Below are 14949 nucleotides of genomic sequence, written 5' to 3'. Positions count from 1 at the left end.
CCGCGCTGCGCGCTCGTCCTCAAACGCCGGACGGGCTAAAAGCCCCCACCCGCCCCGCAGATAGCAGCTGGCAGCGGCGAAGATTTCAGCCCGCCCGGCGTTTGAGGGCGAGCCGCGGAGCGGCGATGAGCGGGGGTGCCAGGGGGTGCAGCCCCCTGGTTCGGGAAGGGGCGGGTCTGGGGCGCACCCGCGAGGGTTTGGGTTGCGCGTAAGGGATGGATAAGAGTTGAGTCGACCTGACTCAGCTCTGTTGACTCGAGGGAACCCGTGAGGCATCCTTGAGCCAGTTCCACTCAAGAAGTCATCTGGAGGAATCGAAATGGCACGTGCGGTCGGCATCGACCTGGGCACGACTAACTCCGTCGTCAGCGTTCTTGAGGGCGGCGAGCCCACCGTCATCACCAACGCCGAAGGCGCCAGGACCACGCCGTCCGTCGTCGCCTTCGCGAAGAACGGCGAGGTGCTGGTAGGCGAGGTCGCCAAGCGCCAGGCCGTGACGAACGTCGACAGGACCATCCGCTCCGTGAAGCGCCACATGGGCACGGACTGGAAGGTCGACATCGACGAGAAGAACTTCAACCCCCAGCAGATCAGCGCCTTCATCCTGCAGAAGCTGAAGCGCGACGCCGAGGCGTACCTGGGCGAGAAGGTCACGGACGCGGTCATCACCGTCCCGGCGTACTTCAACGACTCCGAGCGCCAGGCCACCAAGGAGGCCGGCGAGATCGCCGGTCTGAACGTCCTGCGTATTGTCAACGAGCCGACTGCGGCCGCCCTGGCCTACGGCCTCGACAAGGACGACCAGACCATTCTCGTCTTCGACCTCGGCGGCGGCACCTTCGACGTCTCGCTGCTCGAGATCGGCGACGGCGTCGTCGAGGTGAAGGCCACCAACGGCGACAACCACCTCGGTGGTGACGACTGGGACCAGCGCGTCGTCGACTACCTGGTCAAGCAGTTCAACAACGGCCACGGCGTGGACCTCTCCAAGGACAAGATGGCGCTCCAGCGCCTGCGCGAGGCCGCCGAGAAGGCGAAGATCGAGCTGTCCTCCTCCACGGAGACCACGATCAACCTGCCCTACATCACGGCCTCCGCCGAGGGCCCGCTGCACCTGGACGAGAAGCTCACGCGCGCCCAGTTCCAGCAGCTCACGTCCGACCTCCTGGAGCGCTGCAAGACGCCGTTCCACAACGTCATCAAGGACGCGGGCATCCAGCTCTCCGAGATCGACCACGTCGTTCTCGTCGGTGGCTCCACCCGCATGCCCGCCGTCGCCGAGCTCGTCAAGGAGCTGACCGGCGGCAAGGAGGCCAACAAGGGTGTGAACCCGGACGAGGTCGTCGCCATCGGCGCCTCGCTCCAGGCCGGCGTCCTCAAGGGCGAGGTCAAGGACGTCCTGCTCCTCGACGTCACCCCGCTGTCCCTCGGCATCGAGACCAAGGGCGGCATCATGACGAAGCTCATCGAGCGGAACACGACGATCCCGACCAAGCGGTCCGAGATCTTCACCACCGCCGAGGACAACCAGCCGTCCGTGCAGATCCAGGTCTACCAGGGCGAGCGCGAGATCGCGGCGTACAACAAGAAGCTCGGGATGTTCGAGCTGACCGGTCTGCCGCCGGCCCCGCGCGGCGTGCCGCAGATCGAGGTCTCCTTCGACATCGACGCCAACGGCATCATGCACGTGACCGCGAAGGACCTGGGCACGGGCAAGGAGCAGAAGATGACCGTCACCGGCGGCTCCTCGCTGCCGAAGGACGAGGTCGACCGCATGCGCGAGGAGGCCGAGAAGTACGCGGACGAGGACCACAAGCGCCGCGAGGCCGCCGAGTCCCGCAACCAGGGCGAGCAGCTGGTCTACCAGACCGAGAAGTTCCTCAAGGACAACGAGGACAAGGTCCCGGCCGAGGTCAAGACCGAGGTCGAGACCGCCGTCGCCGAGCTGAAGGAGAAGCTCAAGGGCGACGACTCGGCCGAGATCCGCACGGCCACGGAGAAGGTCGCGGCCGTCTCCCAGAAGCTCGGCCAGGCGATGTACGCCGACGCGCAGGCGGCGCAGGGCGCCCCCGGCGCCGAGGGCGCGGCCCCGGGCGCCGAGGCTCCGAACATGTCGAAGGACGACGACGTCGTGGACGCCGAGATCGTCGACGACGAGAAGCCCGGTGACGCGAAGGGCGGCGCTGCCTGATGACGGAGGAGACCCCGGGCTTCGGCGACGACGCCGAGAAGTCCGACGTCCCCTCCGGCGCCACCCCTGACGAAGCGGCGCCGAAGGCCGCCGAGCCCTCCGCGAAGGAGGGCCCGGCGGCCCCGGCCGGGGACGCAAGTGCACAGACGGCGGGCCTGACCGCCCAGCTGGACCAGGCACAGAAGGCGCTCAGCGAGCGCACCGCCGACCTCCAGCGGCTGCAGGCCGAGTACCAGAACTACCGCCGCCGCGTGGAGCGCGACAAGGTGACCGTGAAGGAGATCGCCGCGGCGAACCTCCTGACCGAGCTCCTGCCGACGCTCGACGACGTCGGCCGCGCCCGTGACCACGGCGAGCTCGTCGGCGGCTTCAAGTCGGTCGCCGAAGCGCTCGAGACCGTCGTCGCCAAGATGGGTCTGCAGCAGTTCGGCAAGGAGGGTGAGCCCTTCGACCCGACGATCCACGAGGCCCTGATGCACTCGTACGCTCCGGATGTGACGGAGACGACGTGCGTCGCGATTCTCCAGCCGGGGTATCGCATCGGCGAGCGGGTCGTCCGCCCCGCGCGCGTGGCGGTGGCCGAGCCGCAGCCGGGCGCGCAGACGGTGAAGTCCGACGCCGCGGAGGGCGAGGGCGAGCAGCCCGCGTCCGCCCAGGGCACGGACGAGGCCAAGGACAAGGAGAGCGGTGGCCCGGACGAGGGCTGACGTCTCGACGACGAGGAAGGAGGGACGTCGGGGATGAGCACGAAGGACTTCATCGAGAAGGACTACTACAAGGTCCTCGGCGTCCCCAAGGACGCCACCGAAGCCGAGATCAAGAAGGCGTACCGGAAGCTCGCCCGCGAGAACCACCCGGACGCCAACAAGGGCAACGCGAAGGCCGAGGAGCGCTTCAAGGAGATCTCCGAGGCGAACGACGTCCTCGGCGACCCGAAGAAGCGCAAGGAGTACGACGAGGCGCGCGCCCTCTTCGGCAACGGCGGGTTCAGGCCGGGCCCGGGAGGCCCCGGCGGCGGCACGTTCAACTTCGACCTGGGCGACCTCTTCGGAGGCGGCGCCCCGGGCGGCGGTGGAGCGGGCGCCGGCGGCTTCGGCGGCGGGCTCGGTGACGTCTTCGGGGGCCTGTTCAACCGCGGTGGCGCGACCACGGGGACGCGTACGCAGCCGCGCCGCGGCCAGGACATCGAGTCCGAGGTCACGCTGAGCTTCACGGAGGCGGTGGAGGGCGCGACGGTTCCGCTGCGCATGTCCTCCCAGGCCCCCTGCAAGGCGTGCTCGGGCACGGGTGACAAGAACGGCACGCCGCGCGTGTGCCCGACCTGCGTCGGCACCGGCCAGGTCTCGCGGGGCGGCGGCGGAGGCTTCTCCCTCACCGACCCGTGCGTGGACTGCAAGGGCCGCGGCCTGATCGCCGAGACCCCCTGCGAGGTGTGCCACGGCAGCGGCCGCGCCAAGTCGTCGCGGACGATGCAGGTGCGCATTCCCGCGGGCGTCAGCGACGGCCAGCGCATCCGGCTCCGCGGCAAGGGCGCCCCCGGCGAACGGGGCGGCCCCGCCGGTGACCTGTACGTGGTGGTGCATGTGGACGCCCACCCGGTCTTCGGCCGCAAGGGCGAGAACCTCACGGTCACGGTGCCGGTGACGTACGCGGAAGCGGCGCTCGGCGGCGAGGTCAAGGTGCCCACGCTCGGGGCCGCCCCGGTCACCCTCAAGCTGCCGCCCGGCACGCCGAACGGCCGCACCATGCGGGTCCGCGGCAAGGGCCCCGCCCGCAAGGACGGCACGCCCGCCGACCTCCTGGTGACCGTCGAGGTCACGGTGCCGACGAGCCTCACGCCCGCGGCGCAGGAAGCCCTGGAGGCGTACCGGAAGGCGACTGCGGACACCGATCCGCGGGCAGAACTGTTCAAGGCCGCGAAGGGAGCGTGACCTCATGGAGCGGGACGGCCGCCGACGCAACCCGTATCAACTGACGGACGAGACCCCGGTGTACGTCATCTCGGTGGCGGCCCAGCTCTCCGGTCTCCACCCGCAGACCCTGCGCCAGTACGACCGCCTGGGCCTGGTCTCCCCGGACCGCACCGCGGGCCGGGGCCGCCGGTACTCGGCCCGGGACATCGAGCTGCTCCGCACGGTCCAGCAGCTCTCCCAGGAGGAGGGCATCAACCTCGCCGGGATCAAGCGCATCATCGAGCTGGAGAACCAGGTCGCGGCGCTTCAGTCACGCGTCGCGGAGCTCTCCGCGGCCGTGGAGGGAGCCGCCGTCGCCATGCAGCAACGTGAAGCGGCGGTGCACGCCTCGTACCGCCGCGACCTGGTCCCGTACCAGGACGTGCAGCAGGCCAGCGCGCTCGTGGTGTGGCGCCCCAAGAGGTCGCCCGAGCAGTAGCGCCCCGAGCAGCAGCGCGGGGCGCGCGGCGCTTGTCGAGGCCGGGTGGTTCCGTACGCGAAGGAAGTCCGCGTACGGAACCGCCCGGCCTCTTCCTATAGTTGGCAGGCTGTTGTGTTCGTGTATCGCGGGAAAGCTGGATCTCCATGGCCATGGTGGGGCTGTTCTGGATCGCCGAAGGCGATGTGTACGTGGGCTCGAAGCCCTCGGGGCTCGCCCCCGGGGTGCGGCTGACGCCCGAGGGCGTCGCCGGGCTCGGGCACAAGCAGGAGGGCCTGTGGCTGTGGGACGACGTGCGCGCCCTGACGGTCGAGGACGTGCCGGTGAAGTCCCTGAAGCGGCAGGTCGGCATGGTCGTCGACATGGCGCTCACGGTGGGCCTCGGCGGCGGCGAGGACGCGCCGTCGATGACGGTGTGCGTGGAGACCGCCGACGAGGAGGCCGAGCTGACGGCGTACGTCGCCACCGCGACCGGCTACTCGCAGCGGGAGTACGACCTGTCCCGGGCGCTGCTGACCCGGCTCACCGAAGGGGCCGCCACCATGCTGACCACGCTCTCGGCGATGGCCGAGTGGGGCCGCGGCCACGAGGGCGGCAGCCCGCGCAGGGTGGAGCGGGAGCGGCTGCTCGCCGCATGGGTCGGCGACGGCGCCTGAATCCCGGCGAGCCCCGGACCCCGCCGGGACCCCCACGTCTCCCGGGGGCCCGGGGCGCCGAGCCCTGAGCGCCCCGGCCGACCACGGGGCGCAGTCGGGCCGGGGCGACCTTAGGGAAGCGCGACTCTGCGGGGGGAGACCACAACAGAGCCACATGGAAGCGGGAACCGGGCCGGTTCCAGTACCGGAAGTGGGACTGGGCCGTTCCCCGCTGCCGTCACCACGATGCAACGTGGCGCCCACGCTCCGCTACCGTCATCTTGTTGCGGTGCAAGGGGCGGAGGCAGGGGCAAAGCCCGTTAAGTCCGGACCTTCGATCATTTGCTGTCCGGAAGTCTCCGCACGGAAACGGCACGGGAACGGCACCGGAACGGCACGGTTCAGCCACTGTGGCGCAGGATGCCCGACCGGCCGATGAGGTAGCCGAGCTGGGTGCGGCTGCTGCTGCCGAGGAGCGTGGACAGCTTGGCGATGTGGGCGCGGACGGTGCGTACGTTCATGCCGAGCCGGTCGGCGATGTCCGCGTCGGTGAGGCCCTCGGTGAGGAGCTCGGCGATGGCGCGCTGCCGCGCGGTGACGCCGTTGCGCACGGGCTGCGGCGCGGCCTCCGGGAACATGGGCGTGGCCAGGCGCCACAGCCGGTCGAAGAGGCCGCCCAGATAGCCGACGAGGGCGGGCGCGCGGATCTGCAGCGCCACCGTGAAGTGCCGGTCGGCCGGGATGAACGCCACCGCGCGGTCGAAGACCACGAGCTGCTCCGTGACTTCGCTCAGGGTCCGCACCTCGACGTCGCCCTCAAGGCGTTCGAAGTGCGCGATGACGGGGAAGGCGTGCCGGGTGGTGTGCTGGTACAGCGTGCGCATGCGGCAGCCGCGGGAGAGCAGGGCCTGTTCGCGGGGCGGTGTGGCGCCGAGGTCCGAGATGGGGCGGAAGCCGCCCGGCTGGATGGTGAGGACCTCCCGCGTGCAGTCCGACACGGCCCGCTCGATGGCGGCCGTGATGCCGGGCAGGCCCGTGAGCGTGGTGAGGGCGCCCTGCCGCCGCGTGGGCGTGGGCGGCGGGGCGCTGGAGCGGTCGGCGCCGAGCGCGAGGAGGGGCTGGAAGGCCCGCGCGAGGTCCGCCTCGCGCCGCCGCTCGTACGCCACTTCGTCCTCGACGCTCCGCAGCAGCCGGCCCAGGAGGGCCGCGGGCTCGCTGGGCAGCAGCCACTGCATGTCGTCGACGTCCGGGTGCAGCAGGCCGTGGTCGACGAGGCAGGGGAGCGGTTCGGCGTCCCGCGCGTGCAGGCGGCCCTCGCGCAGCGCCCGGCCGTAGAGGACGGAGCCCGCCGCGCACAGGGTGTCCCTTCCGTGGGGCTGGTGCTCGTCCAGTCCGAGTTCGTCCGGTCTGTGTTTCTCCAAGGACATGGTGTGGTGTTTCCTCCCCGTTGGAACTGCCCGTCGTCGGGACCGGGCGGTGACGTAAGGAGTGACGCAGGAAGAGGCGTCGCGGGGGGCCTCGCAGCGGGCCTCGCGGCCGGCTACGGGTTCTGCTCCAGAATCCCCGACCGCCCGATGAGATAGCCGAGCTGGGCCCGGCTGTGGCCGCCCAGGGTGGAGCTGAGCTTCGCGATGTGCACGCGGACGGTGCGGACGTTCATGCCGAGGCGCCCGGCGACCTCCGAGTCGCTGAGCCCCTCCGTGAGCAGGCGGGCGATCGCCCGCTGGACGGGCGGGAAGGCCTGGGCGGACAGGCGCGGCGTGTGCCTGCGGTACAGCGGGTCGGCGAGCCGCCACAGCACGTCGAAGGCCGTCACCGCATAGTTGACCAGGGCGGGGGAGCGGACCTCGAAGGCGATCTCGCCGGTCGCGACGGCGGGGAAGAGCGCCACGTCCCGGTCGAAGACCAGCAGGCACTCGGGGATGTCGTCGAGCGTGCGGACCTCGCACTCGACCAGCGACCCGGCGACGGGGTGCGCGAGCGCGGGCAGCTCCCCGCCGACTTCCTGCGGCCGGGCGAGCGCGCGGATGTGCCCGCCGCGGGCGGCGAACTCCGCCAGGCGCCAGGGCTCGTCGTGCGGCAGCAGCCGCGGCCGGAAGGCGTCGCGCGGATGGATGCCGAGGACCTCGCGGGACGCCGAGGCGAGGGCCTGGCACACCGCGTGCCGGATGCGGGGCATCCCCTGGAGCACCGTGACGCCCGCCGCCGTCAGGTCCGGGGGCCGGTCGGGCTCCAGGCTCAGGAACGGCTCGAAGGCGTCGGCGAGGCGGGCCGCGCGGCTGCGGCGCTGGGCGACGCGCCGCTCGATGTCCTCCAGGAGCCGGGCGATGCCGACCACCGGGGCGGTGGGCCGCAGCCACGCACCGCCGTCCTGCTCGGCGTGGTCCGGGCGTTCCGGGCACAACAGGCCCGACTCGACCAGACACGGCGCCGCGGCGGCGGACTCGCGGCGTATCCGGCCCTCTTGAAGGGCCCGCGCGTACACCTCGCGGCCCGTGTCGCACAGATCCCCTGGTTCGTGCGGCGCGTGCCCCCCAGCGGGCGCCACTACGTCCTGCACCTGCTCCCCCTGCCCGGCTCGCCTGCAGTGATCGCGCGCGTGACGACGGTCGGACGCCACGCGTGAAGGGTCATCCTTGTCAACGCGGCATCTGATATCAAGGCGGCGCCAAGGGGCCGGGCGTCCCCCAGCTTCCCATTCTGGCGTCGGCAACCCGCCTTTTCGGATGGGAATTTATCTCTAGTAATTCCGCTCCAGATATTCAACGATCAATCATGCCGCCGGCTCGCTCTCGGAGCCGACGATGCGTCAATTGGACTGTGTAGCAGGGCAGTTGAGGGCAGTCGTCCCGTATGTCGTCGGTGGCGGGCCGCAGTCGGGGCCGCCAGGACCCGTCACGGCGGCGCTCCGCCACCCCACGTGTGGTGTTCACCACAGTCGGTGAAGGCGCGGTCGCCGAGGAAGATACGGTCATGGACCTTCCCGTGGACCTCACCGTCCTGTCCGACGACGGCCTGTACCTGTGGGCGCCGCGCGGCGCCGCCGGAGCGTGGGGCCTCGCCAACTGTCTCCTCATCGGCTCGCGCGACGAAGCGGCGCTCGTGGACACGCCGTACGACGCGCGCATGACCCGCGCGCTCATCGCGGCGGCCGCACGCGTGCTGCCCGAGGGGACACAGGTGCGCACGGTCGTCAACACGCACGCCAACGGCGACCACTGCTACGGCAATTCGTTCTTCCCCGGCGCCGAGATCATCAGCACGCGCGCCAGCCTGGAGCGGCACTGCCACGAGATCACGCCGCAGCAGATGCAGTACCTGGTGCACGCGAGCGACCCGGCCGACCCGCTCGGCTGGTACGCCCGCGAGCGCTTCGGCGCCTACGACTACTCCGACGTCACGGTGGTCCCGCCGACGGCGACCTTCAGCGGCTCGTACGACCTGCGGGTCGGCGACGTCGACGTCCGGCTCGTCGAGGTGGGGCCCGCGCACACCGCGGGGGACCTCGTCGTGCACCTGCCGGGGCAGGGCGTGGTGGCGGCGGGCGACGTCGTCTTCCCCGACGACCACCCGGTGCACTGGGAGGGGCCGCTCGCCGAGGTGGTGCGGGCCTGCGAGACGGTCCTCGCCCTCGACGCCGACCGGATCGTCCCCGGGCACGGCGCCGTCATCGGACCGGACGGCCTGCGCGCCCACATCGCGTACCTGCGGGAGCTGGAAGGCCTGATCCACGAGCGGCACGCGCGGGGCCAGGGCGCCTACGAGGCCGCCGACTCCATCCTGGCGGGCGGATTCCACCCGCACCTGGGCGCGCCGGAGCGGGTCGTGATGCTGACCTTCATCGAGTACCACCACCTCGCCGCGACCGGCGCGCCCCCCGACATGGCGGCCCTCGCGAGCCACGCGGCGCGCTGGGCGTACGACCAGCGGCACGTCTCCACCCCCGCTTAGCCCGATGGCGTACGTCAGTCGCCCAGGGACGGCCAACGCCCGGCATGAAGTCACCGTGGAGCAGCTGGCGGACCACATCGCGCGCACCTGGCCGCGCCACCCGCAGCTGCGGGCCTTCCTCGCGGCCGCGCGGGACATGGCGGGACAGCGGCGGCGGTACGTCAGGGCGCCGGGCGCCGAGGTGGGCGTACCGCCGGATGCGTACGCGCCGCCCTCCGGGCCGTACGCGGACACGGACTCCGGCAGGACCGTGCCCGCCGACGCGGATCCCGAGCTGTGCGCGCTGCGGGCCGAGGTCGTCTTCGCCGAGGCCGCGGAGCTCGCCGAGCGGGCGGGCCTCGCGGCGCTGAAGGAGGCGGGCATCAGCGCCGACGACCTCGGCGGGATCCTCACGTTCCAGGGCCGCGGCGTCGCCGCCCCCGGCCACGACACCCACCTCGTGGACGCCCTCGGCATCCCGGGCGAGGCCGCCCGGATGCCGCTGGCCACCACCGGCGGCGCGCACGCCATCGGCCTCGCCGCCGCCCTCGTCCGGCCGGGCCGCCCGCTCCTGGTCGTCGGCGTCGACGTGCTCGGAGCGGCCCACGCGCGCGGCAACGACCACCTCAACTCCATGCTGCACCGGCTCCTGCTCGCCGACGGCGCCGCCGCGGCCGTCGTCAGCGCGGAGCCGCTCACCCGGCCCGGCCTGTTCGTCGAGGACGGCTGGAGCTACGTCCACCCCGGCGCCGACATCGACCACCAACTGCGCGCCCACGAGGAGGGCTTCCACTTCGACGCGCCGCAGGACGCCGCGAAGGCGGTCGCCTGCGTCCTCGCCCGGCTGCCCTGGCGGCAGGGCGCCGAGCCGCTCGACTTCGCCCTGGTCCACCCCGGCGGCCCGCACTACCTCGACGCGGTCGTCGACTCGGGCCTGTGCCCGAACGCCGCGCTGCGGCACGCCCGCGCGACCCTCGCCGAGGACGGCGACACCGGCGGTTCCGCGGTGCTGCGGGTCCTCGCCCGTACGTACGACGACCCGCCGCCCGTGGGCGCGCGGGGGCTGCTGCTCGGGGTCGGCCCGGGGATGTGCGGGGCGGCGTCGCCGGTGCGCTGGGGCTGACGCGGCGGGCCCGGGTCCTGAAGTGCGGCGTGATTACGATCTGTTGGTCACCGACTCTTCTGGGTTTATGGTGCTGGCACCGTGCCGGTGACGTGCCGCGATCACGCGCGAGGGGGGAACGCGAGGGGGAAGGGGTGCAAGGACCGTGGACGAGGACGGACTTCGCCGAATACTGAGACGACTGCGCTCCAGAATCGCCCCGGAGGAGGTGGGTCTCCACGCCCAGCCCTCGGGCCGCCCAGGACCGCGGGTTTCGGGGCTCGCCCAGTCCGACATGGACATCCTGATGAACCGTGCGGTCGGTACGTACCATCGCTTCGAAAGCGGCAAAATGCTGCCGCGCGACGACTATCTGCGTCAGGTGGGCCGCATCCTGCGCATGACCGAGGACGAGTTCACGCAGGTCTACCTGCTCTGTCTCGGCCAGCGGCCGCCGCACGCCCTGGACCCGAGCGGCGGCGTCACGATGGCCGCGGCGGCCGCCTGGCAGCGCGCCGTGAACGGCCAGCGGGAAATCGCGTACGTCAATAACGTCCAGTGGGATCTCGTGGCCCACAACCAGCCGTTCGCCGATGTCTTCGAGAACGGCGTGCCCGAGAACACGATGCGCTGGATGGCGCTCTCCGACGAGGCCCGCGACCACATTCTGACCGACTGGGAAACGCGGTGGGCGCCCGGTCTGCTCAACCAGGTCAGACTCGCCCACATACAGAACCCGGAAAACCGCTCACTCGCCCGACTGCACCGGGACATCACCCGCGACAAATACGCGGGCCCCATCTACGAGCGCAGCACCGAGGTCTACATCCATCCCGACGGTGACGTACGCCCGCTGTACCACCCCAGGAAGGGCCCCGGCCTCATCACGATGGTCGTCTCGGAACCGGCGAGCTCCCGCGGGTCACGCCATGTGGTCCTGCTCTTCGACCCGCTCCCCACGTCGTGAACGTATGGATGAGAGCAGCGAGATGAAGGACCGCACCACGGCCCCCGACCAGGCCGCCCCCCTCGCTCCCGCCCGCCTCGCCCCGGTGGTGCACACCATCGCCGGTGACCTCAACGGCCGCGGCTACCCCGTCACCTGGGTCGTGGACCGCCAGCACCTCGTCGGCGACTTCCCCCTCCAGGTCGTCGCCAAGGTGTCCGTCGTGCGCGTCCTCAACATCGCCTGCACCGGCAGCACGCGGGACGCCCGCGCGCCGTCCTGGCGCGTGACGATGGGCCGCCCGTCGTCGGTGCGCTGGGAACAGACGGCCGTCCTCGACCTGGGCGCGGACGGCCTGAACGGGGAGCGCGTGGTGCGCGAGGCGCTCCTGGCCCTCGGCCTGCCGCTGCAGCGGGCCATCTACCACTAGCCGCCGGGCCGTACCGTGCCGCGCCTACTGCCGCTGGTCGACGATGCCGGACTGGCCGATCAGATAGCCGAGTTGGGCGCGGCTGCCGCTGCCGAGGATCGCGGCGAGCTTGGCGATGTGCTCGCGGGCGGTGCGGACGTTCATGCCGAGCCGGGCGGCTATCTCGCTGTCCGTGAGGCCCTCGATGAGGAGCTCCGCGATGGCGCGCTGGCGGGTGGTGACGCCGTTCTCGGAGGGGAGCTGCGCGGGGTGCGGGTACATCGGGGTCGCCAGGTGCCACAGGCGCTCGAAGGTGGTGATGAGGAAGTCGACGATGGCGGGCTGGCGTATCTCCAGGGCGACCGTGCGGTCCCTGCTCGCCGGGATGAAGGCCACGGCGTGGTCGACGACGACCATGCGCTCGGTGACCTCGTTCAGCGTGCGGACCTCCACGTCGCCGTCGAGCTGTTCGTAGTGGGCGAGCGCGGGCAGGGAGTGCCGGGTGGTGTGCTGGTAGAGCGTGCGCATGCGGCAGCCGCGGGAGAGCACGTCCTGCTCGCGGGGCAGGGCGTCGGCCAGGATCTCCGGGGAGCGGGCGCCGCCGGGCTGGACGGTGAGCAGCTGGTCGGTGGCTTCGAGCATCGCGTCGTCGATGGCGGTGTTGATGCGCTCGAAGCCTTCGAGGACGACGAGTTCGGGCGCTCCGGAGCTCGGGAGCCGGCCCGCGTCCACCGCCATCAGGTGCTCGAAGAGCGCGGTCAGCTTCTCCTCGCGGCGGCGCCTGCGGGCGACGTCGTCCTCGATGCGGCGCAGGAGCTGGGTCAGGGCGACGGCCGGTGCCGTGGGGCGCAGCCAGCGCATGTCGTCGACGTCCGGGTGCAGCAGGCCGAAGTCGAGCAGACAGGGGGCGGTGTCGGCGTCCCGGTGCGCCACGCGTCCTTCGCGCAGGGCGCGGGCGTACAGGGTCGAACCCGCCTCGCAGAGTTCGTCGGGGCCGTGCGCGTGCGGGCGGGGCGCGGTGGTCATGTGGGTCTGTCCTGGTCGAGCAGGCCGGACTGGGCGATGAGGTAGCCCAGCTGGGCCCGGCTTCCGCTGCCGAGAGCCGCGGCGATCTTGGCTATGTGGGCCCGGCAGGTGCGGACGTTCATGCCGAGCCTGCGCGCGATCGCCTCGTCCACGTGGCCCTCGATGAGGAGCCGGGCGATGGAGCGCTGCACGCCCGTGATGCCGTGGCTGGACGGCGGGTACGGCACCTCGTCGTAGAGCGGCGTCGCTTGCTGCCACTGCTGCTCGAACACCTTGGCGAGGTACTCGATCAGTGCGGGCTGCCGGATCTCGAGGGCGTCCTGGCGGTCGGCGCGGGCCGGCACGATGGCGACGGTCCGGTCGAAGATCATGAGTCGGTCGATCAACTCTTCCAGCGTCCGTATCTCCACGTTGCCCTGGGACATGCGGGCCGCGTAGGCGAGAGTGCCCTGGCTGTGCCTGACGGTGTGTTGGTAGAGCGTGCGCATGGTGATACCGCGGTCGAGGATGGTCTGTCCACGCTTCAAAGCATCGTTCAGGACGTGCTCGCTGCGACCGCCGCCTGGCTGGACTGTGAGCACCTCGTAGCGGCACTCCTCGGTGGCGCGCTCGATGGCCTCGTTGATACGGGGCTCGCCCTCCAGCACCGTGATGGCGTGCGTAGTCGGTTCGACACGCATGGTGATGGCCATGAATGGCTCGAAGACATCGGTCATTTCGACCGCGAGCCGCCTTCGCTCCTGGATTTCCCGCTCGATGGGGTGGAGTCGTTGCGCCAGTGCCGTGGACGGCGGAACCGGCCTGAGCCAGTCCTCGTCGTCGGGATCGGGATGCAGAAGGCCGGACTCCAGAAGACAGGGTGCCTTCTCGGCCTCGGCACGTGCGAGCCGTCCGTCGCTCAGCGCGCTCGCGTAGAGCCGCGAGCCCTCACCACACAGTGGCGTTGTGGGGTGAGGATGTGTCGGTTTCGCATCTGTTGTGAGCAATTCTCCACCCCCCAGGGTCCTGAACGTGCAGGAACATGATGCATCCACCCTGTGGCTTTGACGTGCTCGATTGAGACATCGTCTTGTTGTGCCGGGGGAGAGGAACCTATCAAGTGAGGACGAAGCCGACCATGTATAAGCGCATGCTTCGCTCGGTGCTTGTCGCCACCCTCTCGGCAGGGTTGGTCTTGGGCGTAGTGGGCTCTCTCGATCTCGGCTGGCATCCGCCGAAGGTGAAGAGCTCCGTTACGGCCGCACCGTCTGACCTCGGCTGGAACATGGCGTCGGAAGGCGACTCGGCCGCACCGCCCGACCTCGGGTGGTACACGGCGTCGGAAGGTGGCGCGGCATGACCACCCCGCCCGACGACCGCACGTTCCGCCGTGAGATGGCCACCGCCTACCGTTCCGGCTGGCACTTCATCGACCTCGTCACCGCGATCCCCCACGCCGGTGACTCGTTGATGGTCACCCTTGTCGGAGAGCCCGTCATCATCGTCCGCGACGACGACGAGGACATCCGCGCCTACCGCTGCCTGCGCCGTCCCCGCGGCGCGCCGCAGCCGGTGAGATGTGCCGTTCGCTACGGCATGGTTTTCGTCAACCTCGACCAGCGTGACCACCAGCTGATCGGGAAGCGGAAGCGGACGGCGTCATCGGCGTCCGACTCCCTCACAGCCACCCCCCGCAGCGCCTGACGCGATTCCCCCGTCGTTGTAAATCGCGCAGGTGCTTCCCCCAGCAGCGGCGCCACCGTGGACCTGAACACGGTGGCGCCGCTGTGGTGTGTGCGGGGACCCCGGGCGGGGACCCGTGCGCGGGCCCGTGCGTGGCCCCTGGCGTGCCCGGGGGCTCAGGCCTTGCCCATCGCCCGGTCCAGGGCGATCTCGATGACCACCCGGTCCGGGTTCACCCGCGGCGTGCGCCCGTACCGCTCCTCGTAGCGCCGCTCCCCCTCCGCGACCCGCGCGGGCTCCGCCGTGATCGTGGCCCGGCCCTCCAGCGTCGCCCAGCGGCGCCCGTCGACCTGGCAGACGGCCACGCGGGCGCCGGGCCCGTCGACGCCCGCCGCCGCGACGACGTGGGCGACCTTGCGGCTCGTCTTGCTGGCGAGGACCCGGGCGAGGCCCGCCTCGGGGTCGTACGTCACGCCGACCGGGACCACGTGGGGCGTCCCGTCGGGGCGGAGCGTCGTCAGGGTGCAGAGGTGGCGCTCCCGCCAGAAGCTGAGGTAGGGGGCGGAGGGATGGTGTGGGTCGATGGCCATGGGGCAGGAACCTAGTCGACTTGGCCTTGAGTGGAATAGACTCAACTTTGTGTACGTTGACTGAGTC

Annotated in this window: 15 protein-coding genes; 10 read left to right on the top strand and 5 right to left on the bottom strand. The window is 71.3% G+C overall.

Going from position 1 to position 14949, the window contains the following annotated elements:
* Nucleotides 1–319: 319 nt before the first annotated feature.
* The 5 genes from dnaK to ACFWZ5_RS34160 all read left to right on the top strand — a co-directional run bounded on the left by dnaK (nt 320) and on the right by ACFWZ5_RS34160 (nt 5238).
* Nucleotides 320–2191: a molecular chaperone DnaK gene (gene dnaK, locus ACFWZ5_RS34180; protein WP_384806249.1), complete on the top strand. Its 1872-nt coding sequence runs from the start codon at nt 320–322 to the stop codon at nt 2189–2191.
* Nucleotides 2191–2898, top strand: coding sequence for a nucleotide exchange factor GrpE (gene grpE, locus ACFWZ5_RS34175; RefSeq protein WP_384806251.1), 708 nt, complete (start codon nt 2191–2193; stop codon nt 2896–2898). The genes dnaK and grpE overlap by 1 nt, the downstream gene beginning before the upstream one ends.
* A gap of 33 nt (nt 2899–2931) precedes the next feature.
* Nucleotides 2932–4122, top strand: a complete 1191-nt coding sequence (gene dnaJ, locus ACFWZ5_RS34170; RefSeq protein ID WP_384806253.1) for a molecular chaperone DnaJ — start codon at nt 2932–2934, stop codon at nt 4120–4122.
* Nucleotides 4123–4126: 4 nt separating this feature from the next.
* Nucleotides 4127–4582 carry a heat shock protein transcriptional repressor HspR gene (locus ACFWZ5_RS34165; protein ID WP_384806255.1) on the top strand — a complete coding sequence of 152 codons (456 nt, stop codon included), beginning with the start codon at nt 4127–4129 and terminating at the stop codon, nt 4580–4582.
* A gap of 146 nt (nt 4583–4728) precedes the next feature.
* Nucleotides 4729–5238 carry a hypothetical protein gene (locus ACFWZ5_RS34160; RefSeq protein ID WP_384804296.1) on the top strand — a complete coding sequence of 170 codons (510 nt, stop codon included), beginning with the start codon at nt 4729–4731 and terminating at the stop codon, nt 5236–5238.
* Nucleotides 5239–5618: 380 nt separating this feature from the next.
* On the opposite strand, the gene ACFWZ5_RS34155 is transcribed toward ACFWZ5_RS34160, so the two are convergent.
* Together ACFWZ5_RS34155 and ACFWZ5_RS34150 are read right to left on the bottom strand one after the other, a co-directional pair.
* A complete protein-coding gene (locus tag ACFWZ5_RS34155) occupies nt 5619–6644 on the bottom strand; it encodes a LuxR C-terminal-related transcriptional regulator (protein WP_384804294.1) in 1026 nt (341 codons plus the stop codon).
* 113 nt (nt 6645–6757) lie between these two features.
* Complete coding sequence (locus ACFWZ5_RS34150; protein ID WP_384804292.1) at nt 6758–7777, bottom strand: LuxR C-terminal-related transcriptional regulator; 1020 nt, start codon at nt 7775–7777, stop codon at nt 6758–6760.
* 413 nt (nt 7778–8190) lie between these two features.
* On the opposite strand from ACFWZ5_RS34150, the gene ACFWZ5_RS34145 reads away from it, so the two are divergent.
* The 4 genes from ACFWZ5_RS34145 to ACFWZ5_RS34130 all read left to right on the top strand — a co-directional run bounded on the left by ACFWZ5_RS34145 (nt 8191) and on the right by ACFWZ5_RS34130 (nt 11625).
* A complete protein-coding gene (locus ACFWZ5_RS34145; protein ID WP_384804290.1) occupies nt 8191–9168 on the top strand; it encodes an MBL fold metallo-hydrolase in 978 nt (325 codons plus the stop codon).
* 4 nt (nt 9169–9172) lie between these two features.
* Nucleotides 9173–10270 (top strand): hypothetical protein, encoded by a 1098-nt coding sequence (locus ACFWZ5_RS34140; protein WP_384804288.1) that lies wholly within the window; start codon nt 9173–9175, stop codon nt 10268–10270.
* 145 nt (nt 10271–10415) lie between these two features.
* Nucleotides 10416–11216, top strand: a complete 801-nt coding sequence (locus ACFWZ5_RS34135; RefSeq protein ID WP_384804286.1) for an XRE family transcriptional regulator — start codon at nt 10416–10418, stop codon at nt 11214–11216.
* Nucleotides 11217–11220: 4 nt separating this feature from the next.
* Nucleotides 11221–11625 carry a hypothetical protein gene (locus ACFWZ5_RS34130; RefSeq protein WP_384804284.1) on the top strand — a complete coding sequence of 135 codons (405 nt, stop codon included), beginning with the start codon at nt 11221–11223 and terminating at the stop codon, nt 11623–11625.
* 24 nt (nt 11626–11649) lie between these two features.
* On the opposite strand, the gene ACFWZ5_RS34125 is transcribed toward ACFWZ5_RS34130, so the two are convergent.
* A complete protein-coding gene (locus tag ACFWZ5_RS34125; protein ID WP_384804282.1) occupies nt 11650–12630 on the bottom strand; it encodes a helix-turn-helix transcriptional regulator in 981 nt (326 codons plus the stop codon).
* Nucleotides 12627–13616 (bottom strand): helix-turn-helix transcriptional regulator, encoded by a 990-nt coding sequence (locus tag ACFWZ5_RS34120; protein ID WP_384804280.1) that lies wholly within the window; start codon nt 13614–13616, stop codon nt 12627–12629. Before ACFWZ5_RS34120 ends, ACFWZ5_RS34125 begins: the two co-directional genes overlap by 4 nt.
* 349 nt (nt 13617–13965) lie before the next feature.
* Between ACFWZ5_RS34120 and ACFWZ5_RS34115 the strand changes: the two genes are divergently transcribed.
* Nucleotides 13966–14313, top strand: a complete 348-nt coding sequence (locus ACFWZ5_RS34115) for a hypothetical protein (RefSeq protein ID WP_384804278.1) — start codon at nt 13966–13968, stop codon at nt 14311–14313.
* 155 nt (nt 14314–14468) lie between these two features.
* On the opposite strand, the gene ACFWZ5_RS34110 is transcribed toward ACFWZ5_RS34115, so the two are convergent.
* On the bottom strand, nt 14469–14882 hold the full coding sequence (locus tag ACFWZ5_RS34110) for a pyridoxamine 5'-phosphate oxidase family protein (protein WP_384804012.1): 414 nt from the start codon (nt 14880–14882) through the stop codon (nt 14469–14471).
* Nucleotides 14883–14949 lie beyond the last annotated feature (67 nt).

This window comes from Streptomyces sp. NPDC059003 (genome assembly GCF_042740445.1).
Classification (GTDB): domain Bacteria; phylum Actinomycetota; class Actinomycetes; order Streptomycetales; family Streptomycetaceae; genus Streptomyces.
This window is presented reverse-complemented; position numbering and strand designations above follow the sequence as displayed.